At 40.9% G+C, this 22,308-nt stretch carries 22 protein-coding genes; 10 read left to right on the top strand and 12 right to left on the bottom strand.

The window, feature by feature from the left end; translation table 11 throughout:
* Positions 1-5: 5 nt before the first annotated feature.
* The 4 genes from NO991_RS03455 to NO991_RS03440 all read right to left on the bottom strand — a co-directional run bounded on the left by NO991_RS03455 (position 6) and on the right by NO991_RS03440 (position 3,908).
* A complete protein-coding gene (locus NO991_RS03455; RefSeq protein WP_371351683.1) occupies positions 6-1,505 on the bottom strand; it encodes an ABC transporter permease in 1,500 nt (499 codons plus the stop codon).
* The gene (locus NO991_RS03450) at positions 1,505-2,545 is read right to left on the bottom strand and encodes an extracellular solute-binding protein (RefSeq protein WP_138617304.1); all 1,041 of its coding nucleotides are present in this window, start codon (positions 2,543-2,545) and stop codon (positions 1,505-1,507) included. The genes NO991_RS03455 and NO991_RS03450 overlap by 1 nt, the downstream gene beginning before the upstream one ends.
* Complete coding sequence (locus tag NO991_RS03445) at positions 2,545-3,357, bottom strand: hypothetical protein (RefSeq protein WP_054552191.1); 813 nt, start codon at positions 3,355-3,357, stop codon at positions 2,545-2,547. The genes NO991_RS03450 and NO991_RS03445 overlap by 1 nt, the downstream gene beginning before the upstream one ends.
* A 95-nt stretch (positions 3,358-3,452) precedes the next feature.
* Positions 3,453-3,908: a MarR family winged helix-turn-helix transcriptional regulator gene (locus NO991_RS03440; RefSeq protein WP_138617308.1), complete on the bottom strand. Its 456-nt coding sequence runs from the start codon at positions 3,906-3,908 to the stop codon at positions 3,453-3,455.
* Between the two features lie 103 nt (positions 3,909-4,011).
* On the opposite strand from NO991_RS03440, the gene hmgA reads away from it, so the two are divergent.
* On the top strand, positions 4,012-5,316 hold the full coding sequence (gene hmgA / locus NO991_RS03435; protein ID WP_300361932.1) for a homogentisate 1,2-dioxygenase: 1,305 nt from the start codon (positions 4,012-4,014) through the stop codon (positions 5,314-5,316).
* Entirely contained in the window at positions 5,316-5,945 is a 630-nt protein-coding gene (gene maiA, locus NO991_RS03430) for a maleylacetoacetate isomerase (RefSeq protein ID WP_063530108.1), read from the top strand. Before hmgA ends, maiA begins: the two co-directional genes overlap by 1 nt.
* Positions 5,946-5,998: 53 nt before the next feature.
* Here the strand turns inward: maiA and NO991_RS03425 are convergent, their stop codons facing one another.
* Entirely contained in the window at positions 5,999-6,229 is a 231-nt protein-coding gene (locus tag NO991_RS03425; RefSeq protein WP_054552187.1) for a TIGR02647 family protein, read from the bottom strand.
* Between the two features lie 77 nt (positions 6,230-6,306).
* Between NO991_RS03425 and NO991_RS03420 the strand changes: the two genes are divergently transcribed.
* Positions 6,307-6,606 carry a DUF1496 domain-containing protein gene (locus tag NO991_RS03420; protein WP_054552186.1) on the top strand — a complete coding sequence of 100 codons (300 nt, stop codon included), beginning with the start codon at positions 6,307-6,309 and terminating at the stop codon, positions 6,604-6,606.
* A gap of 56 nt (positions 6,607-6,662) precedes the next feature.
* A complete protein-coding gene (locus tag NO991_RS03415; protein WP_054552185.1) occupies positions 6,663-6,929 on the top strand; it encodes a VF530 family DNA-binding protein in 267 nt (88 codons plus the stop codon).
* Between the two features lie 4 nt (positions 6,930-6,933).
* Here NO991_RS03415 and NO991_RS03410 read toward each other — a convergent pair whose 3' ends face one another.
* Positions 6,934-8,556 (bottom strand): diacylglycerol kinase family protein, encoded by a 1,623-nt coding sequence (locus NO991_RS03410; protein WP_300359860.1) that lies wholly within the window; start codon positions 8,554-8,556, stop codon positions 6,934-6,936.
* Between the two features lie 335 nt (positions 8,557-8,891).
* On the opposite strand from NO991_RS03410, the gene NO991_RS03405 reads away from it, so the two are divergent.
* The 6 genes from NO991_RS03405 to NO991_RS03380 all read left to right on the top strand — a co-directional run bounded on the left by NO991_RS03405 (position 8,892) and on the right by NO991_RS03380 (position 13,901).
* Positions 8,892-9,422: a sigma-70 family RNA polymerase sigma factor gene (locus NO991_RS03405; RefSeq protein WP_138599809.1), complete on the top strand. Its 531-nt coding sequence runs from the start codon at positions 8,892-8,894 to the stop codon at positions 9,420-9,422.
* Positions 9,419-10,108, top strand: coding sequence for an anti-sigma factor domain-containing protein (locus NO991_RS03400; protein WP_166340963.1), 690 nt, complete (start codon positions 9,419-9,421; stop codon positions 10,106-10,108). Before NO991_RS03405 ends, NO991_RS03400 begins: the two co-directional genes overlap by 4 nt.
* Positions 10,109-10,230: 122 nt before the next feature.
* A complete protein-coding gene (locus tag NO991_RS03395; protein ID WP_054552181.1) occupies positions 10,231-11,823 on the top strand; it encodes a DUF4331 domain-containing protein in 1,593 nt (530 codons plus the stop codon).
* A 14-nt stretch (positions 11,824-11,837) separates the two neighbouring features.
* Positions 11,838-12,350: an Ig-like domain-containing protein gene (locus tag NO991_RS03390; protein ID WP_054552180.1), complete on the top strand. Its 513-nt coding sequence runs from the start codon at positions 11,838-11,840 to the stop codon at positions 12,348-12,350.
* A 39-nt stretch (positions 12,351-12,389) separates the two neighbouring features.
* The gene (locus NO991_RS03385; protein ID WP_235377368.1) at positions 12,390-13,382 is read left to right on the top strand and encodes a lipopolysaccharide assembly protein LapB; all 993 of its coding nucleotides are present in this window, start codon (positions 12,390-12,392) and stop codon (positions 13,380-13,382) included.
* A gap of 9 nt (positions 13,383-13,391) precedes the next feature.
* Positions 13,392-13,901 carry a hypothetical protein gene (locus NO991_RS03380; protein WP_054552178.1) on the top strand — a complete coding sequence of 170 codons (510 nt, stop codon included), beginning with the start codon at positions 13,392-13,394 and terminating at the stop codon, positions 13,899-13,901.
* A gap of 126 nt (positions 13,902-14,027) precedes the next feature.
* Here NO991_RS03380 and NO991_RS03375 read toward each other — a convergent pair whose 3' ends face one another.
* The 6 genes from NO991_RS03375 to NO991_RS03350 form a co-directional block, all read right to left on the bottom strand.
* On the bottom strand, positions 14,028-14,645 hold the full coding sequence (locus NO991_RS03375) for a TetR/AcrR family transcriptional regulator (protein ID WP_054552177.1): 618 nt from the start codon (positions 14,643-14,645) through the stop codon (positions 14,028-14,030).
* A gap of 128 nt (positions 14,646-14,773) precedes the next feature.
* A complete protein-coding gene (locus tag NO991_RS03370; RefSeq protein WP_300359847.1) occupies positions 14,774-16,177 on the bottom strand; it encodes an efflux transporter outer membrane subunit in 1,404 nt (467 codons plus the stop codon).
* Positions 16,177-19,308 (bottom strand): efflux RND transporter permease subunit, encoded by a 3,132-nt coding sequence (locus tag NO991_RS03365; protein ID WP_054552175.1) that lies wholly within the window; start codon positions 19,306-19,308, stop codon positions 16,177-16,179. The genes NO991_RS03370 and NO991_RS03365 overlap by 1 nt, the downstream gene beginning before the upstream one ends.
* A gap of 12 nt (positions 19,309-19,320) precedes the next feature.
* Complete coding sequence (locus NO991_RS03360; RefSeq protein WP_138599815.1) at positions 19,321-20,484, bottom strand: efflux RND transporter periplasmic adaptor subunit; 1,164 nt, start codon at positions 20,482-20,484, stop codon at positions 19,321-19,323.
* Between the two features lie 213 nt (positions 20,485-20,697).
* Positions 20,698-21,786: a 6-phosphofructokinase gene (locus tag NO991_RS03355; RefSeq protein ID WP_199529839.1), complete on the bottom strand. Its 1,089-nt coding sequence runs from the start codon at positions 21,784-21,786 to the stop codon at positions 20,698-20,700.
* A gap of 71 nt (positions 21,787-21,857) precedes the next feature.
* Entirely contained in the window at positions 21,858-22,271 is a 414-nt protein-coding gene (locus NO991_RS03350; RefSeq protein ID WP_300359842.1) for a hypothetical protein, read from the bottom strand.
* Positions 22,272-22,308: the final 37 nt, after the last annotated feature.

The raw sequence follows: 22,308 nt of genomic DNA, 5'->3' as shown, positions 1-22,308 counted from the left end.
GATCCTTAATGTTCTAATTGACTGCGCTTTTCACCTGAGAGCATTATAGCTAAGCCACATGCTGATATCACTACTAACAAGAGCCCAGGAATGGCAGCGCGACCGAAATAACCGGCTTCATAAACTCGCCACAAATAGGTTGATAGGGTTTCAAATCCTGTTGGGCCGAGTAACAATGTTGCTTCAAGCTCTCGCATTGATTCTAAAAATACCAAGGCTGCACCAGCAATGATACCGCGCAGTGTTAAAGGCAAGGTAATACGCATAAATGCTTCACGAGGGCTTGCGCCTAATACGCGTGCTGATTTAATTAAACTCGAATCTAAGTGTTCTGTGCTGGTTCGCACAGAGCCAACTGCCAACGGTAAGAAGCGCAGCACATAGGCAATAACTAATAATGCCAGAGTTTGGTATAAAAGCGGTAATTGCAGGCCACCATAAACAAGTGCAGTACCCATTACGATACCTGGAATACCAAATCCGAAATAAGTAACCCGTTCCATAATGCGCCCTACTTTACCGCTTAAGGCAGCATGCGCTACAGGCACAGCAACCACAACAGCGACAATAGCCGCAATGCCAGATGCATAAGCTGAGTTCCACGCAATGCTGAAATCAAAATCAGCAACACCATCACGGGCAAGCCAAAGAGTAAAAATGGCTAACGGCAAACAAATAGCCAATAATAAAACAGGTAGAAAAGTCACCAGCATGGCTAACTTTTGCCCGTTTGATGGAAATAACATTAGCGGTCTACCGTGGCGCTCTGAAGCTGTTTTAATTTGTGATTCGATGAACAGTAAAAAGCCTACTATTACCATTAATTGAAGCGACAACATCGCTGCACGACTTAAGCCAAAGGCGTTATATTCAACATAGATTACCCGAGTAAAGGTATCTAAGCGCATCATCGCCGGTGTACCAAAATCTGATAAGGTATAAAGCGCAACCAGCAATGAACCCGCCGCAATACCGTTGATAACACGGGGCAAGATTACTTTAAACACACTCATCGGCATCGACATACCTAAAGTACGAGCCGCATTTACCATACTGGCATCGAGACTAAGTAAAGATGAACGCGTCGTAAGCATAACAAACGGAAACGTGTATAGCGTCATTACAATCGCAGCACCCGTTAAGCCATACATAGGCGGCGTTTCAAAACCTAGCAGCTGATTTATCTCACCACCGGGGCCAAATGCTGCATATAAAGTAAACGCGCCAATATAACTTGGAATAGCAAGTGGCGCTGCAAACAAAACAAGCCAAAGCTTTTTAAAAGGAAGTTGAACATAGGCACTGATAAACGCCAGAGGCACGCCAATTAAAATAGAGCCTAAAACAGTTAACACCATAAGTGATAAGGTGTTACCTAGAATTTTTAAATTGTGACTATCAAAAACAGCCGTCGCATCACTGGCTAAGGTGATCAGAATATAAACTGGCACTAACACCAAAAGCGCTGCAAGCAGCGCCATGGGATAAGAAGCAGGTATGCGCATTATAAAATACCGCTACTGCGCATAAGGTCGAGTGTTGGCCTTAAATCTGCCAATTGAGTTAAATCGATTTTCGGTGGTGACACATCCGTTAATGCTGGTAACCCAGCAGGCTGTTCAATGCCCTGGATCAATGGAATTTCGTAGGCTTCACGTGCTAAGTAACTTTGTACTTCAGAACTTAGTAAGTAGCGCATAAAGTTCATTGCATTTGGGTTGTCTGTCAGTGATAACACACCTGATGCATTAACTAAACAACCGGCATCTTGATTGGTGAATGCTAGATCAAGATTAGCATCAGGTTTACCTGACTTAAGACGTAACGTGTAATAATGGTTTGCAAAACCAATATCCACTTCACCACGCTCAACAGCCATCACTACGCCAAGCTCGCCTGCATAGGTTTTCGAACGTTTTTGAACTTTCTTAAGCCATTTAGCGGTTTTATCTTCACCTTCAAGAATACGCATTGCCGTGACAAATGATTGGAAAGAAGCATAAGCCGGTGCCCAACCAATAGATAAATCGCTATCAGCAATGGCCATTATGCTATCTGGGATCTGATCTTTACTTAGGCGCTTAGTGTTATAAGGCAATGTACGAATACGACCTGTCACTGGTGCCCAGCCCGGATAACGAAACTGCGGTTGTAACTGCGCTTCTAAGTCACTTGGTAGCGGTTTAGCTAAACCTGCATCTGTGACTAAGCCAATCGCACCAGAGTCAACCGCCCAAAATAGATCAGCACGTTTAACACCCGCTTTCGCTTCTGCCACAATCATGTTGGCAAGTGCAGCAGTTGGGCCACGGCGAATAGATAAATTAAGTTTTGGGTTTTTCTTTTGGATTGATTGCAGTACGTTTTCGTACAAACCACCTTCACCACGGCCTAAATATAAAGTTAGGTCACCCTCTAGGGCTGGTAAGTCTTTCACTGAAATTGGGCTTGCAGCAGAGGCTGCAAAGGCACGAGAAAGAGGTAGCGGCATTGCGCCTACTACCCCAAACGCAGCCAGGCCTTGAATAAAGGTCCTACGCTTCACTAAAATACATCCTTACGTGCTTTTTCGGCTTCTTCTAGTAACACCTTAGCGCGATCTAGTTTTTCTTGCATATCAACAACCACTGCACGGACTTGGTCAACAGACCCTTTATCAGAAATAGCTTTAGGCAGGGTTACGTTAAAATCTTTTTCGAGTACTTCTACTAACTTCGCATCTTTTTCGATAAGTGTACCTTCAACACCTTCAAATAAGTGAAGGTAAGTATCGTGTACAATTTGCGTTGCTTCATCGCTTAAACGTTCTGCGTACTTTGCAACAACACGGTCTAATTTATGTTTGATCTCATCGATAGTAGCGCTTTGCGTCATTGTTTCAGAAGCAGTTGCTTTTACAGCTTTTAATAAGCCTTTTTGCTGGAAGTCAGCAGCAAGTTTAACAGCTCCAAGACCCTGCCACAAGGCAGCATTTAAGGCCTTTTGGTGCTTACGTACTTCGCTTGCTGGTTTTTTGTCATCAATAGCCATTTTGATACCATAAATGCCTTGCCAGATTGATGCATAAACCGGCACATAATTCGTTTCAATCGCACTGTGAAACTTTACTGATTCCCAGTATTCAATTAAATCATCGCTTTTAACTGCTTTTGCGCCTTTTGTTTCATAATCGGTAACCATGGTGTCAACTTTACCGACCATCCACTCAACGTCTTCTGAGTAATCTTTTAAATTTTCTTTTAGATGATTAACGTGCTCACCAATTGGGCCATTTGCCAATACAGGTTGGGCAATAAAAGTAGATGCTAATACTAGGCTAAGACCTAGTGTTTTAACGGTGTTTAACGCTAATTTCATAGGGGGGACATCCAAGTTTCTAATTGTAAATGATAGCCATTATCATATACGTATCGATTGTCTAAATCAATTGCTATAAAGCCTTGATTACAGATTTAAACATTTTTATTTAGGTGATTGGAAAGCTTACTAAGAGTGCTTATAAATTGTTTAAGTTCTTGGCTATCTAAGTCACTCACTAAACCTGCTTGCCACTCATTTGCTAATGGCACAATTTGTTCATGAAGACGGTTCCCTTCAACGGAAAGCGATAACAAACTTGCGCGTTTATCCTTAGGGTTTTCTTTGGCTATTATAAGGTTTCTGGTCAATAGCGACTTTACTGCACGAGACACCGTTGATTTATCCATTCGTGCCATATCACATAATTCTTTGGCAGTGCGCTCACCATATTGCGCCAAATTCGCAATTATCCGCCATTGTGGCACGGTTAAATCGAACTGCTGTTGATATAGCTCACTAAACTGCTCACTCATTTGCATTGCAATATTAGTTAGTGAATAAGGTAAGAACTGTTTTAAATCGAGCGTTGTTTGATTATCTGTCGTCATGGCTGCACTACTGTCAAAGAATATTTACACAAGTAAATTCAGTGTAGTTTGAATTTAGTCTCACATGAGAGTATCTTACCTAAAACCTTTCAGGAGTCTAGTGATGAATAACGAATTACAATATATGACTGGCTTTGGTAATGAATTTGAAACCGAAGCATTACCCGGTGCATTACCTATCGGTCAATTCAGCCCACAAAAAGTTAAATACGATTTATATGCTGAGCAGTTCAGCACAACCGCATTTACAGCGCCCCGTGCTGATAATCGCCGCACTTGGTTTTACCGCATTCGCCCATCAGTAGTACAAGGTGATTATACACCAATTGATAATGGCCTTATTCGCACCGCTCCTATCACCGAAGTGCCAACACCACCGACGATGCTGCGTTGGGATCCAATCGACATTCCTACGAAGCCAACCGATTTTATAGATGGTTTAGTCACTATGGCTGCAAACGGCAGTGCCAATGCACAAACAGGTATTGGTATTCATATTTATGTCGCTAATAAATCAATGCAACACCGTTACTTTTATAATGCTGACGGTGAAATGTTATTCGTGCCGCAACAAGGTGAGCTATTACTTAGAACCGAGTGCGGGATACTCACCGTTCGTGCAGGCGAAATTGCAGTAATTCCTCGTGGCATTAAATTCGCAGTTGATTTGCTTACAGATACAGCCCGTGGCTATATCTGTGAAAACTATGGCCATGCCTATATTTTACCAGAGCGCGGCCCAGTGGGTGCCAATGGTTATGCTAATGACCGTGACTTCCACTACCCTGTAGCGGCTTTCGAAGATATTGAAGGTGATTTCGAACTCGTTGCTAAATTCAATGGCAATATGTTCCGTTGTGATATTGGCCACTCGCCATTAGATGTGGTTGCTTGGACTGGTAATAGTGCACCTTACAAGTATGACCTTGCTCGATTCAATGTTATGAATACAGTAAGTTACGATCACCCAGATCCATCAATCTTTACTGTATTAACATCACCATCGGGTACAGAAGGTGTCGCTAATATCGATTTTGCTATCTTCCCTCCACGTTGGATGGTGGCTGAGAACACATTCCGCCCACCTTATTACCACCGTAATATTATGAGTGAGTTTATGGGCTTAATCGAAGGTGTGTACGATGCCAAAGAGCATGGCTTTGTTCCAGGTGGTTCTAGCTTACATAACTGTATGTCGCCACATGGTCCAGAAGCCGATGTATTCGAAAAAGCATCAAATGCTGAGCTTGAACCACAACGCTACGAAAACACTTTGGCATTTATGTTCGAATCGCGTTACGTTATTTCACCAACTAAATATGCCCTTGAAGGTAAAGAGCGTCAGCCTAACTACACAGATTGTTGGCGCACTATTAAAAAACATTTCACAGGTAAACAGGACGTATAATGAAACTTTATAGCTATTTTCGTTCATCAGCTGCATATCGAGTACGCATTGCGCTTAATTTAAAGAACATTGATCACGAGTTGGTGACAGTTAATTTATTAAAATCCGAACAGCAAAGCGACGAGTACCTAGCTAAGAACCCTCAAGGGTTATTGCCTGCACTTGAAACTGAGCAAGGTGTACTTGCGCAATCGCTGGCTATTTTAGAGTGGCTAGAAGAAACTCACCCAGAAACACCGTTACTAACGGGTGATGCATGGCAAAAAGCTCAGATCCGTAATTTATGTTATGCCGTAGCGTGCGATATCCACCCTATCGATAATTTGCGCGTATTAAAATACTTGGCTAACGATCTGGGTGTTGATGAAGAAGCAAAAACAACCTGGTATAAGCATTGGGTAGAAGTGGGCTTTGAGAGTATCGAAAAGCTACTTGATGAAGCGAACACGTTTTGTGTGGGCAACAAACCAACGCTTGCAGATGTGTGCTTAGTGCCGCAAGTATTTAATGCCTTGCGCTTTAAAGTTGATATGACCAAGTACCCTAAAATTGCTGCGGTATATGAGCAATGTAATAAACTTGATGCCTTTATTGATGCTGCACCGCAAAACCAGCCAGATGCAATTTAAGCTTTAAGATTTGTGTTTAAAAAGGCCCGAACATTTCGGGCCTTTTTTATTTGTTATCTAAGTGCTGAGTTAATCACACTCACATGGTTAATTAAATCGAGCCCTAAGTCCGTTAAGTAGCCCCCATCAGGACTGTCAGTAATACCTTTATCATAAAGCCGTTTTGCTGCATCTTTAATTGAGTTTTCTGCATCGGAGTGTATTTTAATTCCCTGCATTTGAGAGTTACGAGGAAATTTTGCAAGCAGGGTTAGTTCATCGATCATATTTTTATCAAATTGCATGTGTTCACCTTTTTATTATTTATTCCTTGTCATAAGCTTAGTGTAGTTATACAAATCTGCCCAACGGGAGGCGTATTTTGTTAAAGAAAATTTTACTGTTAAGTACTTTGTTTACTTTAGGGTTTCTAAATCAAGCGCACGCTAAGGAAAAACCATTAATCGTGCTTGATGGTCAAGAGGCGTTAAACAATGAAAAAGTGTGTTGGTATGAAAATAAACGCTATACCGAAGGTGCCTATATTGTCGTTGGCGAGATGACCTTAATTTGCAGCGCCAAACAGCCTAATTTTTCAAACAGTGATTTGGCGTGGCTCAGACTAAATGCAAATGGCGAGATTATTTACCCTAAACAAACGAAAACGATTCACGTCAATTAGATTAAAACGCACAGATAGGGTACTATTGCGCGGTTGCAAATAACCTAAGATTTATCATGGACAATCAACCAAATAATCCGTTACATGGCGTTAAATTAGCCGACATCGTTACTAAACTTGAAGAAAAACTTGGTTGGGAAGGTATGGCAGCGCACGTCGATGTACGCTGCTTTCAAAATGATCCAAGTGTAAAGTCGAGTCTTAAATTTTTACGAAAGACCCCTTGGGCACGTGAAAAAGTAGAGCAGTTATATATTGATACCTTTATCAATAATGACCTAGCTGATGATGGCACTTTCCAATGGAAAAGCATCAAAAAGTAACCACTTAATCTTCAGCTGCTACAATCACCGAAAGCGATTTCGGTGATATCTCCACCTCTAGTTTATCTGCGGTTTTCATCTCACCATCAATAACATAGCTCAACCCTTTTGCTGCGCTTACTGTTACCCGTTTAGCATTTGTGTGGTGACTGTTAATAGCAAAACTAGTTTGTGTAATACTCGAGAACACTAACTCCGCAATACTTAAAGTACTCGCTTTAGAATCGGCACTAGGTGTTAGCCAGTTAACATCCAATAAACCATCTTGGTGATCTGGCTGCCCTGCGGATTGCGCAAGTAAGGTAGTAAATGGTGCGGCGTTGGCGATGATTAAACTGGTGGTATTGATTGTTTGCTCATCGTTATTATCAAGCGTAACAATATAGTCTTGCGCCTCATGCTCACCTAATGCTTGCCAAAACCCTTGTAAATAAGCTAATTGCCCAGACTCATTTTTTGCATCACGATGGGCTTTTTCAATCATCTTTTGTTCAAAACCAATTCCTGCAAGTAATAACATACGCTCGCCATTACACACAGCGGTATCTATCCGACTCGCCTGCCCTTCAATAATAAGCTCACACGCCTGCTCTACCGGAATAAGCTTCGATTGTATACCCATCAACACATGAGCGAGGGCATTGGCAGTACCTAAAGGAATAATCCCCAGTTTACAGTCTGTATTAACAAGTACACTTGCCACCTCTGTTACTGTACCATCACCACCACAGGCGATGACTACATCAGGGTTCAATTCAAGTGCTTCTTTGGCTAACTCAGTACCATTTACCTGCTCTGAAGTGGTGTAAACAGTTAAATCGTAATACTCAGACAAACGAGATGTAATTTGCTTACGTTTAGCTTCCCACAGTTTTGTCCCAGAAACAGGGTTAGCAATGAGCACAGCTTTATTTTTGATTAATAAGTCACCTCTACGATGGCGGCGCACTAGATGACGCAGCTGGCGCTTGTTTAAATTCGCAGTTTCTCTAGTTTCTTTAATTTGTGCGAGTATTTGGTGTACATCGGCATCTTTATTTTGGCTAAGTAAGTAAGCTGCCATCACAAATACAGAACGGCCTCGTCCTAAAGCGCAATGCACTACCACACGTCTATCAGCTTTTACTTGATGGTCAATCCAATTAATTGCTTGATGCAATTGAGCTCGTGTTGGCACGCTATGATCAAGAACAGGGATATTTAAATAACGAATATTCTCTTGCGTTGAAGACCATTCAAGGCCATCAAACTCGCAAGTTACATCTAAAATAGCCGTAATACCCATTTCTTTCATAGTGTCTATATCGGAAGGAAATAAACGACAGGCTAAAAATAAATGCTCATTAATTTGTTGTAATGGCGGCACTTTATCGTGTTTACGCGACCAAGCATTGTAAAGCTGTGCACCCAATAAAAAGGGGATAAAAGCCCAACGAATATAGATAGGAATAACGCCATTTTCACGTTTTCTGAAAATACGTGCGATATTAAAAATATATGCGCCACTGACTAATAGTAACGACAGTGCAGTCCAATAAAAAAACAGTGCAAAGTACACAGTTTCTACGCGAATAGCCGCAATTATAAATACAATCGCTAATGCTAAGTAACTAAATGCTGCCCACATAATCACTCCTTGTTATTCTAATTGCACAATACCTTGCAAATTTCACTCCATATAAAGCCATTTAAATAGCTTTATAGACTATGAAAAATCAGCAACTTAGCAATTATTAAAAAGCTTACCAATTTAGTTTAGGACATTTTTTCACTACTTTATGAATAACTTACACAAGTTTACATAATATTCACATGTAAGTTTGCCTTGTCTTGCAACCCTGCTACGCTAACTAATGGAAAAGAATTGCTTTTACAAAATTAAACCATTCTTTTTGTAAAAACATAAATGAATTGCATCTAAAACTGTCAGCTAATCGTTATTAATAATAACAAAGGAAATCTATGGAAAACGATGAATTATTAACCCTATTAAGTGCTACAGCTAAAGGCGATAAAATTGCTTTTGGTCACTTATATCAGAAGACCAGCGCAACACTTTTCGCAATAAGTCTTAAGATGCTTGGCAATCGAGCGCACGCCGAGGAAGCTTTACAAGATGCTTTTGTTAAAGTTTGGCATAACGCAAGTGAATATCAATCATCTAAAGGCGCTGTTATGTCTTGGATGATCAGCATAGTTAGATATCGAAGCCTAGATATGATTCGCCATCACAAAGTCCGTAAGGAACAAACTCTTGTTGATGAAAATGATCATTTAGATGATTTACCTATTGATGTTAATTATGAAGACAACAGCAAATTGGTAGATTGTATCGAACAGCTTGATCCTCAGCAAAGACAGGCTATTCATTTAGCATACTATAGAGGTTTGACTCATCACGAATTAGTTGACCACATCGCGACACCGCTTGGAACAGTCAAAAGCTGGATCCGACGTGGTTTACAGCAACTACAAAGGTGCTTAACGCTATGAATTATGAAAATCAAACACTCATTGATATGTTAGCGGCTGAATATGTACTGGGGACATTACGTGGTTCAGCAAGAGATAGATTCACTCGGTTAATGCTAACTTCAACGCGGGCACGTGAAGCAACTTGGATGTGGGAACAACACTTGAACAACCTTGCAAGTTCAATAGAATCTGTGCCTCCAGATGAACATGTTTGGCAGAAAATTGTTAGCAGGATCGATCCTCAGGTAATACCTATAACAAGCAAGCCAAATAAATCTAAATCTTCAATATTACAAGCTTGGTCACTCATCGCTACGGCTGCATGTATAGTGTTAGCTTTAATTATTTGGCAACCTCAGGAAATAACGAAAGTTAAATCAGAACAAATAGCCCTTTTTAAAAATGAGGCTGAACAACCCCTTTGGTTTATTGATGTAAAAGATGAAAACTTATCGATTCGAGCTGCAACAGCACTTGTTCCGCGCACTGATAAAGATTATGAGCTATGGATGATCTTAAAAGGTAAAGATGCGCCGGTTTCTTTAGGTTTACTTCCAAAATCGGGAACACTTGAATTACCAAAACACATAGACTTTGATGCGACAGAAATTTCACTACTCGCTATCAGTTTAGAACCTCTAGGAGGCTCGCCAAATGGCTCTCCAACCGAGGTACTTTTCACTACAGAACTCATTATTTTGTAAATTAAAAGCCGTGTTTAAACACGGCTTTTTACTTTTTTCTAAAAAACTTTAACTTTTTTGCATCCAATAAGATTGCCAGTACGTTACTAGCAATGACTTATTTTACAACTAAGGAAAAAGTCATGAACAAAGTAATACCATCTCTAATCACTATTGCAGTATGTAGTACCTTATTCACTTCTATTTCTGAAGCATCTAGCCACCGAGAAGCACCTAATATTACGCGCTTTCCAACGTTAGATTCGACTGACTTTTATGCTTTTAATAGTTACGAAGAAGGTCGAGGTGACTACGTAACCTTTATTGCCAACTATATTCCTTTGCAAGATGCCTATGGCGGACCAAACTACTTTGCGATGGATCCAGACGCGACTTATAGCATCCATATTGATAACGATGGTGATGCTGTTGAAGATATGACATTCGCATTTAATTTTAAAAGTATGTTACCGAACAACAATATGGGAGTTGCTCTTACCGTCGGCCCCGAAGGTAATCAAAGAACAGTCGCAGTTCCTCTAAAAAATGTTGGTGGCGTTTCAGCAGGCAATAATGCTGCCGTTAATTTCAGTGAGTCATATACTGTGAGTGTAATTTCTGGCTCACAACGTTCCGGCACAAAAAGCATGCTGACAAACACCACCAATAGCAGCAACGATTTTTATAAACCTCTCGATTACATTGGTAATAAGACATTCTCTTCAATGGCTTCATACCAAGAGTACGCAAATCAATTTGTTTATAGTGTCGCACTGCCTGGATGTGATGGCATGGGCAAAGTGTTTGTAGGTCAAAGAAAAGACCCATTTGTTGTGAATCTAGGTAAAACATTTGATTTAGTTAATTACGTCCCTGTTGAAGGTGATAGTGCGCCAGGTGCAGGCGATGGTGGTGGATTCCCAGGCGGGATTACACAAACAGCTGATAATGATGACTTAGCTATGAAGAATGTCACTGCAATTGCTGTAGAAGTACCAAAAGCCTGTGTAATAGGTGAAGGGAATGGCACAATTGGTAGCTGGACAACTGCAAGTTTGCCCCAAGCACGCATTTTAAATCCTAATGCCGCATTTGCAAAAACTTCGGTAAATGGCGGTGCTTTAACGCAGGTTTCGCGTCTTGGTAACCCATTAGTGAACGAATTAGTAATTGGCCTTAAAGATAAAGACACATTTTCTACTTCAGCACCTGCCGATGATGGTCAATTTGCCGACTATGTTACCCACCCTTCTTTACCTGAATTATTAAATATTCTCTTTAAAGACGCTGTTAATACGACGTTGGGCACAGATATTGAAACATTGGCACCGACTAACTTCCCACGAAATGATTTAGTCACCGCATTTTTAACGGGTTTCCCTGGTGTAAATCAACTTGCTACAGTAACGCCATCTGAAATGCTTCGCTTAAACACAGCAATTGCCGCAACACCTCAAAATGAGCAATCAGCATTTGGTGTCGCAGGTGATGATTTAGCTGGCTTTCCGAATGGCCGTCGCCCTGGTGATGATGTAGTTGATATCGCATTACGTGTTGTAATGGGCCGTTTATGTTATCCGATCCCTGTTAATGGCACAGACACAGATCTTGGTTTATGTACATCAGATGATGCAAGTGTTGGTAATGTACCTTTCACAGATGGTGCGCCTCTTGATGCAAGCATGATGGATAGCAGTTTCCCATACCTTGCTACCCCAATTGCTGGTTCTAAATAAACAGGAGAGTCATTATGTGTAAATTACAACTATCAAGTATCACACTCATTGTATTGTCTGGTTTACTAGTCGCTTGTAACGATAGTGATAGTAAGAAAAATATGGATACTGAAGTCGTTAATTCAGCACCTAGCGCAGAAGATGCAATGGTAACCACTCAGACTGAAACCGTTATTAACGACATGCTCGAAGGCTCAGACCCTGATGGCGATACGTTAACGTTTAGTTTAGTGAGTGAGCCAAGTTTAGGTACTGTAAATGTAAATACGGATGGTAGCTATATTTATACGCCAAACCTAGAGACTGTCGGTTCTGATAGTTTTCAATTTGCAGTCAGTGATGGTGTGAATAGTCAGGTAACAGCAACAGTAAGTATCACGATAGAGACCTTACAAGTTGACTTTGCAACGCTTGGTCGGGCCGCATTTATTCAAGATGTAAATGATGAACCTCTTCGATTGAATGGTCGAGAATTTATTAATACAGGTTCTGAGGCAAATTTTGATGATCTATTAAACGGGAATTAGTTTTTAGCTTGGCCACGGATGGCTATTTCTGGAGCAATCATGAAATATCTTTTATACATAGCTTTCGTTTTTAGCACTTACACTCATGCGGATCCTTATATACCAAATGATAAAGATGTTATAGCCTTATCAAGCAAACCGAAAGAAACTGAATTCACTAAAGAACAACTAACCGCCTTATTTAATAAAAGCCAATTTGTTGGTCAAACAGAAACAAATCAAGGTATGTTAAAAAGCTATTTAGAAAAACAAATTACTCTAACCGAAGATCCCGATATACATTATTTTTATGCTCGCTTACTACAAAGAGAACATGAGTTTGAAGCAGCAATTAATATTCTTTCAGAAGTTATCTCACGCAAACCTGATCATACGAATGCTATTTTATTAAAAGCAAATTTACTGATGGTTAAAGGTCGATTTGAACAAGCACTTGCACAGTGTTTATCATTATTTGGTTTAGTTGGACTGGAAACTATTTCTACCTGCTCTCTCGATGTTAAGAGTCAAACAGGTGAACTTGAGCAAAGTTATCAAGCTTTACAAACCATTGTAAAAGAATCGTCAATGACTAGAAACACGCGTCATGTGCTCGCCGAGATGGCCTATAGGTTAGGCTATCCAGAACAAACGATAACTTACCTCAGTAACCTTGACCTAAAAACAGCCCCTGTCAGTTTAGTTGTTCTATGGGCTGACGCTCAAATGGCAAAGAAAAACCACCAGATAGTATTATCAACGTTAGCAAGTTTAACTGCTGAAAATACTAACTTGGAAGACGCTATATTATTACGCCTAGCGCAAGCTGAAAAAATTGAGAAGCAATCAGATAAATGGCAAGAAAAAATGAGAAAGCGAGTGATACTAAGAGAACGGCGTCAAGACACCTATCATGCCAGTGATTTAGCTTTGTATTACTTAACATTAGATAAAAATAATGTAAAAGCTAAATACTGGGCAGAAATGAACTGGCAACAAGCTAAATTAGACAGTGATAAAAAACTTTTAGCACTCACTAACACTAGCAATTAAGGAATTATCATGAAAATCTTAGCAGCGGCTCTTTTATTTTTAATAGCATGTAGCTTTAAAATAAACGCCCATCAATTAAGTACAGCGTATCTTAACTTAACAAAAACCGAAAACGAGCAGTTAGTGTTAAAAGGGCAATGGCAAGTTGCTGTTATTGACTTAGAACATGTTATACCTTTTGACATTAACACAAATGATGTAATTACATGGCAAGAGATCAAGAGCCAAAAAGAGAGTATTTTAAAATACTTAGCTAAACATTTGGTTGTGAATCAGAATGACATAGGCTGTAAGCTGCATAATGAGGGGGATTTAAAAATCGACTCACATTTTAATGAATCATATATTGTCGTGCCTGTTCAAATAACCTGTCCTACTACACAAGCATTCACCATAAACTACAGTGCGTTGTTTGAAGTTGATGCTAATCACAAGGCAATTGCTGACATTGCAAACTTTAGTAGAGTGTTCACGTTAAGTGAAAATAATCAATCATTTGACACCAATTCACCTAATTAGTACGTCGATTTATAGGTATGAAAACCCTATGCTACTAAGGCAAAATTTCGTTTTGTAAATCGATTTATTGCCATTAAATTTAGTTCGTAACTATCTAAAGCTTTAGTAAGCGCTAGTAGATGCGCTTTATTCAAAAGGTAGTAACAAGGTTTTCATTGTTGGGCGAAGTGCTTTAAGTAATTCATTAATATCTAGATCTGGGTTCAGCATTTTGCGTAGTAAAAGCCCCCCCATCACAGAAAACATCACTTCGATACGAGCATTCACTTCTTCAAGTGCCGTTCCTTGTAACGGCCCTCTTTCACCCACTAATAATTCGCGCATTGAATCACGGGCGTGGCTATCTGACTCACGCAGTAAGTTAGCGACTTTTTCATTACGTGCTGCCTCGGCAAGCATTTCTAAATCAAGCGCACCTTGACTCAAATCGGTATGGCGCTCAACGCCTCGGTCAAGACCATCTAGCAGAACAGTGACACGATCGCCGGGTTTATCAGCAAACTCTTTAAAGATTGAGAACATTTCTTCCATATCACGTTCAACAATCGATTCTATAATTGCTTCTTTACTGGCGAAGTAATTATAGATATGGCCAGCACTCATACCCGCAGTCTTCGAGATTTCCGCCATTCCCGCGCCATGATAGCCTTTACGTCGAAAACAATCTGCCGCGGCACAAAGCACTTGATTACGTCTTGCCTCGGCAAGCGCAGGGTCATTGTGTCTTTTTGTTTTTTGCGTCATGGTTTCTCCAAGCTTTACTGACTATGGTTAACTTTAATTTAAATAAGGTTTACAGGATCTTAATCTTAGAGGAGAGTCAAAACAACTAAGATCCTGCAAAACCTTAAATAAATTATGCTTTTGCTGATTTATTGCACAGTATTTTGTGCATTCCAGCCGCCGCCCAGTGCTTTATACAAATTAATTTGGCTCGCCAAATACGCTTGCTTACCCAAAATTAACTGTTGTCCTGCACTGTACCAATTTCGTTGTGCATCCAATACTTGCAAGTAGCTGTCTGCGCCTTTTTGAAAACGCGCATCCGATAAAGTAAAAGATAGCTCATTACTTTGGTACAAATCATTCAGGGCATCTAGCTGGTGCATATAACCTTCACGGTCAGCAAGGGCATCAGAGACTTCTTTAAATGCCTGTTGAATGGTTTGCTCGTAACTGGTTATTGCCATTTCTTGCTGTGCTTTTGCAACATCGAGATTAGCTTGATTGCGACCCATATTAAAAATAGGCAAGTTTACTGAAGGTACAAAACTCCAAGTACCTGAACCTGAATCAAAAAGATTACTCAAGTCAGCAGAAGCTGTACCCGCATTCGCGGTTAAACTGATGCTTGGATAGAATGCCGCTTTTGCCACACCAATATTTGCATTGGCTGCCAATAAATCATGCTCTGCAGCTTTGATATCAGGTCGCTGAGTAAGAAGCTCTGACGGTAACCCTACTGGCACATCCGGTAAACTCAGTACATCATCAATATTTTGTGATGGTAATAAATCCGCAGTCACGATTTTACCCACTAAAAAGTCGAGGGCATTTTTATCGCGCTTTAATAAACGCTGATAGTTTGCGATATCAACTTTCGCGGTTGCTACTGTGCTTTCAAGTTGCGATAGCGTTAACTGAGAGGCAGCACCTAGAGCAAATGTTTTACGGGTTAGCTCTAAAGACTCCTGCTGAGACTTTAAAGTCTCGTTTGCTAAAGCCAATAGCTCTTTGTCAGTCGCATAGTTAAGCCATGCATTCACTAATTCAGAAATCAAACTAATGCGTACACTGGTTAAACTGTATTCTGCAGAATACAGGTTTTGCAAAGCTTGCTCTGATTGGTTGCGGACTTTGCCCCAAAGATCAATCTCATAAGCGGTTAAGCCAACAGTTGCTGAATAGTTTTCAGAGATAGTAGCTTGACCAGTACCAGATAAATCTGCTGGAAGACGCTGACGAGTACCCGATGCATTGAGATCAATGCTTGGGTAAAGTGCAGAATCTTCAATCTGATACATTGCTCTAACCTGCTGCACATTCAGTGCAGCAGTTTTAATATCTTTGTTGTTTTCAAGCGTTAGCGCAATCAACTGTTGAAGTTGCGCATTACTGAAAAATGACTGCCAATTGAGCGCATTGATATCGCCCGCTGTACCTTGGATATCATAGTTTTGAGCAACAGGTAATTCACGTTGCTCCATATCTGGCGCCATATTACAGGCAGATAACATAAGTGCAGCAACAGACACTGAGATAAGTTTAGCTTTCATTATGCCTGCTCCTCATTAGTTGATTTTGTTTTGCCGGGGAATACTCGGCGCACCAGTACAAAGAACAGCGGCACAAAGATTACCACAATAGTCGATGACGCAAGCGTACCGCCAATAACAGCAATACCGAGTGCGTTTTGTGCACCTGAGCCTGCACTTGATGCAATTGCCAGTGGTAGTACACCACACACAAATGCCATTGATGTCATAAAGATTGGACGTAAACGAAGGCGAATAGCTGCTACCGCGGCATCGACAAGTTTCATACCTTCATCCATTTTATGAATTGCAAACTCTACAATTAAAATGGCATTTTTTGATGCCAGACCTATGGTGGTTAATAGACCCACTTGGAGATAAATATCGTTAGATAAATTAAATACAAATGACGCAATCGACGCACCAAAGACTCCAAGCGGTACAATAAGCATTACCGCTGCAGGAACTGACCAGCTCTCATATAACGCCGCTAAACATAGGAATACAACCAACAATGAAAGTGCATACAGTAATGGCGCTTGACCACCACTTAAACGTTCTTCATATGAAATACCTGTCCATTCGAACGATACACCCGGTGGTAACTTCTTAACTATTTTCTCAACTTCAGCCATCGCTTGACCCGTACTGTAGCCTGGAGCAGCAGCACCTTGGATTTCCATCGCTGAGAAGCCGTTATAACGCTCAAGACGCGGTGAGCCATAAGTCCAATAAGAATGAGCAAAGGCAGTAAATGGCACCATGTCACCATTATTGTTACGTACATACCACTCATCTAGGTCTTCTGGCACCATGCGTGATTCTGGCGTACCTTGTAAGTACACTTTTTTCACACGACCACGGTCAATAAAGTCATTTACATAGCTACTACCCCAAGCCGTTGATAACGTATTATTGATATCTGCTTGCGTTAGGCCTAATGCTTCGGCTTTTGCTAAATCAATATCAAGCTCAAGCTCTGGCTTATCTTCTTGACCATTCGGGCGCACACCTGATAACACCGGGTTTTGTGCAGCCATACCTAAAAACATGTTGCGTGCTTCAAGTAGTTTTTCGTGACCTAGACCAACCCTATCTTGTAAGAACAAGGTGAAACCGTTTGCAGTACCAAGCTCAACAACCGCAGGAGGTGGGAAAGCAAACACGAATGCTTCTTTAATGGTTGAGAAGTACCCCATGGCTTTACCTGCAACCGCACCGACGGTTAGATCAGGGCGTTGACGCTCATCCCAGTGTTTTAAACCCACAAAGCCGATTGCCGCGTTTTGACCAGAACCTGCAAAGCTAAAGCCTGTTACCGTAAAGATAGATTTTACCGCTTCTGATTGTTCTTCTAAGAAGTGATGTTCCATCTTTTCAACAACTTTTAACGTTTGCTCTGTTGTCGCACCGGCAGGTAGGCTGACTTGGTTAAACAAAATACCTTGGTCTTCATCTGGTAAGAATGCCGATGGTAATTGTGAGAAAATAAACACCATGCCACCCACGATTAAACCATAAATAAGTAAGTAGCGTTTACTGTGCTTGATCATGCGAGACACAAAACCTTGTGTACCCGAGTTCGTTCTGTCAAAACCACGGTTAAAGCCAAGGAAGAAACGACCAAATAAAGATTTATCGTTATGTACATGACTAGGTTTTAGCATGGTCGCACACAAAGCTGGCGTTAAAATCAATGCAACCAACACTGATAAACTCATCGCAGTTACCAAGGTAATTGAGAACTGGCGATAAATAACCCCTGTTGAGCCAGGGAAGAACGCCATAGGCACGAATACTGCCGAAAGCACCATCGCAATACCAACAAGGGCACCTTTAATTTCATCCATTGATTTACGTGTTGCTTCAAGAGGAGATAAGTTCTCTTCAGTCATAACACGTTCAACGTTTTCAACCACGACGATGGCATCATCTACCAGTAGACCGATGGCAAGTACCATCGCAAACATGGTTAGGGTATTAATTGAGAAGCCAAACACTTGCAAGATAGCAAACGTACCAAGCAATACAACAGGTACTGCAATAGTCGGAATAAGTGTTGCTCTGAAGTTCTGTAAGAATAAGTACATGACCAAGAACACCAGCACAACAGCTTCGATTAGAGTGCTTACTACTTTCTCAATTGAAAGTGATACGAATGGTGTCGTATCATAAGGCACAACCGTTGTTAAACCTTCAGGGAAGAAAGGCTCAAGTTCAGCAAGCGCCGCTTTAACGCCATCTGCTGTATCAAGTGCATTAGCACCACTGGCAAGCTTAACACCTAAACCTGATGCCGGTTTGCCGTTAAAACGCGCAACAACACCGTAGTTTTCACCACCTAATTCAACATCAGCAACGTCACTTAAACGAACAACTGAACCATCAGCATTGGTTTTTACAAAAATATTTCTAAATTGCTCAGGCGTTTGTAAGCGGCTTTGTGCAGTCACCGTTGCATTTAATTGCTGGCCACTCACCGCTGGCAATGCACCTAGTTGACCTGCTGAAACCTGCGCATTTTGAGCACTGATTGCAGCACTAATATCAGCAGGAGTTAATGAGTACTTCAGTAATTTAGCTGGGTCTAACCAAATACGCATTGCATATTGAGAACCAAACAGCTGTACTTCACCGACACCGTTTACACGCGAAATAATATCAAGTACGTTTGATGAAACATAATCACCGATATCGATGTTGTTCATACTACCGTCTTCAGATACAAAGCCTACAACCATTAAGAAGTTACGAGCCGATTTTGCAACCGATACACCTTGACGCTGTACTTCTTCTGGTAATAACGGTGTTGCAAGCGACAATTTGTTTTGTACTTGAACCTGTGCGATATCAGGGTCTGTATCTGCACTAAAGGTTAAGGTTAATGTCGCAGAGCCGTTAGACTCAGAGGTTGAAGACATGTAGAGCAAGCCATCTAGCCCTTTCATTTTTTGTTCAATAACCTGTGTAACCGTATCTTCTAGAGTACGGGCCGACGCACCAGGGTATGTGGCTTGAATACTAATTGCAGGTGGTGCAATTGATGGATACTGCGCAACCGGCAAACTTCTAATTGCTAAGATACCTGCCAGCATCACAACGATAGCAAGTACCCATGCAAATATGGGCCGATCAATAAAAAATCGTGACATTAAGTTTCTCCGTTACTGGCTGTTTGCTGCTGATTCTGCAGGCATTGCATTGACTGGTGCACCTGGGCGGATTTTCTGTAAACCTTCAACAATTAACTTATCGCCACTGTTTAGGCCGTCTGTCACTAACCAATTTGAACCAACAGTACGATCAGTTTTAAGCACGCGTGCTTCTACGGTATTGCCTTTGCTTACTACCATGGCAGTAGGCTCACCTTTGGTGTTTCTGCTTACGCCACGCTGTGGTGCTAAAATCGCATCACTTTTCACACCTTCAACAATCACTGCACGAACATACATACCTGGCAACAGTAATTTTTCAGGGTTAGGAAATTCAGCACGCAAGGTTACTGAGCCTGTGCTTGGATCAACAGTCACTTCAGAGAATTGCAATGTACCTTTATGTTGATAAGTACTGCCGTCTTCCATCTTTAATTCAACTTTTGAATGTAAAGCGGCATCTTTATCAAGCTCACCCGCAGCAATGGCTTTTTTCAAACGTGTTAGTTCACTGCTTGACTGAGTTAAATCAACATAGATTGGGTCTAATTGAGTAATGGTTGCTAATGCTGTTGCTTGATTAGCACTCACAAGGGCACCGGCTGTGACATCTGATTTACCAATTTGGCCACTAATTGGCGCTAATACTTTGCTGTAGTTTAAATTGATTTCAGCGGTTTTAAGCTGCGCTTGAGCCGTTAGTAAATCAGCTTTTGCACCTTTGTATGCTGCATCAGCTTCGTCGTAATCTTGTTGGCTTACAGCTTTGATGCTCAATAGCTCTTTGTAGCGTTCTGCTTTTGCCTTGGCATTAGCAATACTGGCTTGAGCTTTAGTAATAGCGGCTTTACTAGTCGCTACTTCAGCTTCAAATGTAGATGGGTCAATCTGATATAAAGCTTGGCCTTTTTCAACCTCAGCACCTTCAACAAACATACGAGACTGAATAATACCGTTAACCTGCGGACGAATTTGCGCAATACGTGAAGCAGCCACACGACCTGGCAATTCTTTAGTTAGTGTAAGTGGTTTACTTTGCATCTCAATAACGCCAACAGGAACAGCTTGAGCTGCCTGCGTTTGCCCTTGAGCCGATTCTGATTGGCCGCAGCCTGATAATAAAACAGCACCAGCCAAAGCTGACACTGCAAAAAATGGAATGCGAGAGCGCTGCATGTGTAGTTCCTTAGTTTAGAGTGAACGATCATTCTAAATCAAAAAAGGCACAGATCAACCATCTTTAAAGAACTTTACATTAAATAAAATGCTTGCTTTAACGCATGAATTTTGTGCAATACATAAATTGCGCATTGAATTATTACGAACGTAACTGAGAAAGTTGTTTTAAAACTATTAGTTATGCGAATTGAAGTTATATCAATTCGCAGATTATTCGCCTAAACACATGCCCATTGCGCGGGCACTTGTTATTAAAGGATGTTCTAGAGGAATGACGCGATATTCAGAAGTAGCTTCTTTTAAACTGATTGGTTTAATTTCACCGTCTTTACTGACAGGGATAAAACCAAATTGGCCTTGCTTTACTAGCTCAAATGCTTGCACCCCAAACTCTGCTGCAAGCACCCTATCAAACGCATTAGGTGTGCCACCACGTTGAATATGCCCTAATACGGTTACTCTTACATCAAGGTCAAGCGCTACACGTATTTGTGAAGCAAGCTGCTCAGCAATACCACCTAGTACAGGGTTTTCGTAACCGAGTTCATTTGATTGTTTACTAACAACACCACCAGCAACAGGTTTAGCTCCTTCTGAAATGACAATATTGGCAAATCCGTGGCCTTTATCAAAACGTGATGTTAGTTTGGCTTTAATCGCTTCAATATCGTAAGGAATTTCTGGAATAAGCGCGACTTCTGCGCCAGCTGCAATAGCAGAGTGCAAACAAATCCAACCGGCATCGCGTCCCATTACCTCAGTCACAATCACTCGGTTATGACTTTGCGCTGTTGGTATTAATCGATCAATTGCTTCGGTGGCGGTGTCGACAGCAGTCTGAAAACCAATTGTGTAATCAGTGCCATATAAATCATTATCAATGGTTTTTGGTACGCCTACGATATTTAAGCCATGCTCAAATAAATGCTGAGATACCCTATGCGAACCATCACCACCAATATTTATAACGGCATCAAACCCAAGCTGCTTAATAATACTGATTAACTCATCAGAGCGGTCAATAAACACTTGTTCGCCTGCTATTTCAGCAGGAAAAGCGGTTGGATTCCCTTTATTAACAGTTTCGAGAATTGTTCCACCACGAACATGAATACCCGCCACCACTTCACTGGTTAAGTGCATAATATCATTTGGCTTTTCAAGCACACCACAGTATGCTCTTCGACTACCATACACCTGCCAATTGCCATCATGTTCGGCTGCTTTAACCACCGCTCTGATCACCCCATTGAGCCCAGGGCAATCACCCCCACTTGTTAATAGCAGTAATTTTTTCATTGTGTTACCAACTTGGTTCACTGATTAATTACAGATTAGCCTATATGTTGATCTTTCGCGTATGACTTACATCAACTAAAGTTCGGTTTCTTATGAGTAGAAAAAAGCGCAACAAAAAGCACTAGTAATACATACTTAGGCAGACTAGTCAGTAAAGTGGTGTTATCAATATTTGCAGAAAAGCTGTTAACAGCAAAATATAAATGCAGCGCTAAAAATGGTGTCAGCAATATAAAGTATGAATACGCTTTATCTCTAAGGTACAGGGACTTACTAATGAGTAAAAATACTAAAAGTAAGGCTAACAAAGGAAGGCCTAAAGTAACGATATCAACCATTGATAAAGCAAAGTTAGGTGACAAGTCATAAAGGGCTGAAAGTACTTCGGTTGGAATCGCAATAGACGAGCCATAACCTATGACTAGTATAGATAAATAGGCAAATAAACAGCCAAAAATAAATAAAAGTAGTACATTATATTTCATAACCCCATTCCATGGTTTGTTCATTATTAGTCTTACG

Source organism: Pseudoalteromonas sp. DY56-GL22, assembly GCF_041414715.1.
GTDB classification, from domain to species: domain Bacteria; phylum Pseudomonadota; class Gammaproteobacteria; order Enterobacterales; family Alteromonadaceae; genus Pseudoalteromonas; species Pseudoalteromonas simplex.
Note: the sequence above shows the minus strand (reverse complement) of the source record. Positions and strands in the feature narration are given on the sequence as shown.

Bases quoted from the DNA above. Each gene is read 5' to 3' on its own strand.
- NO991_RS03455 (WP_371351683.1), bottom strand. From the start codon at position 1,505: ATGCGCATACCTGCTTCTTATCCCATGGCGCTGCTTGCAGCGCTTTTG.
- NO991_RS03445 (WP_054552191.1), bottom strand. From the start codon at position 3,357: ATGAAATTAGCGTTAAACACCGTTAAAACACTAGGTCTTAGCCTAGTA.
- NO991_RS03440 (WP_138617308.1), bottom strand. From the start codon at position 3,908: ATGACGACAGATAATCAAACAACGCTCGATTTAAAACAGTTCTTACCT.
- hmgA (WP_300361932.1), top strand. From the start codon at position 4,012: ATGAATAACGAATTACAATATATGACTGGCTTTGGTAATGAATTTGAA.
- maiA (WP_063530108.1), top strand. From the start codon at position 5,316: ATGAAACTTTATAGCTATTTTCGTTCATCAGCTGCATATCGAGTACGC.
- NO991_RS03425 (WP_054552187.1), bottom strand. From the start codon at position 6,229: ATGCAATTTGATAAAAATATGATCGATGAACTAACCCTGCTTGCAAAA.
- NO991_RS03415 (WP_054552185.1), top strand. From the start codon at position 6,663: ATGGACAATCAACCAAATAATCCGTTACATGGCGTTAAATTAGCCGAC.
- NO991_RS03410 (WP_300359860.1), bottom strand. From the start codon at position 8,556: ATGTGGGCAGCATTTAGTTACTTAGCATTAGCGATTGTATTTATAATT.
- NO991_RS03405 (WP_138599809.1), top strand. From the start codon at position 8,892: ATGGAAAACGATGAATTATTAACCCTATTAAGTGCTACAGCTAAAGGC.
- NO991_RS03400 (WP_166340963.1), top strand. From the start codon at position 9,419: ATGAATTATGAAAATCAAACACTCATTGATATGTTAGCGGCTGAATAT.
- NO991_RS03395 (WP_054552181.1), top strand. From the start codon at position 10,231: ATGAACAAAGTAATACCATCTCTAATCACTATTGCAGTATGTAGTACC.
- NO991_RS03390 (WP_054552180.1), top strand. From the start codon at position 11,838: ATGTGTAAATTACAACTATCAAGTATCACACTCATTGTATTGTCTGGT.
- NO991_RS03385 (WP_235377368.1), top strand. From the start codon at position 12,390: ATGAAATATCTTTTATACATAGCTTTCGTTTTTAGCACTTACACTCAT.
- NO991_RS03380 (WP_054552178.1), top strand. From the start codon at position 13,392: ATGAAAATCTTAGCAGCGGCTCTTTTATTTTTAATAGCATGTAGCTTT.
- NO991_RS03375 (WP_054552177.1), bottom strand. From the start codon at position 14,645: ATGACGCAAAAAACAAAAAGACACAATGACCCTGCGCTTGCCGAGGCA.
- NO991_RS03370 (WP_300359847.1), bottom strand. From the start codon at position 16,177: ATGAAAGCTAAACTTATCTCAGTGTCTGTTGCTGCACTTATGTTATCT.
- NO991_RS03365 (WP_054552175.1), bottom strand. From the start codon at position 19,308: ATGTCACGATTTTTTATTGATCGGCCCATATTTGCATGGGTACTTGCT.
- NO991_RS03360 (WP_138599815.1), bottom strand. From the start codon at position 20,484: ATGCAGCGCTCTCGCATTCCATTTTTTGCAGTGTCAGCTTTGGCTGGT.
- NO991_RS03355 (WP_199529839.1), bottom strand. From the start codon at position 21,786: ATGAAAAAATTACTGCTATTAACAAGTGGGGGTGATTGCCCTGGGCTC.
- NO991_RS03350 (WP_300359842.1), bottom strand. From the start codon at position 22,271: ATGAAATATAATGTACTACTTTTATTTATTTTTGGCTGTTTATTTGCC.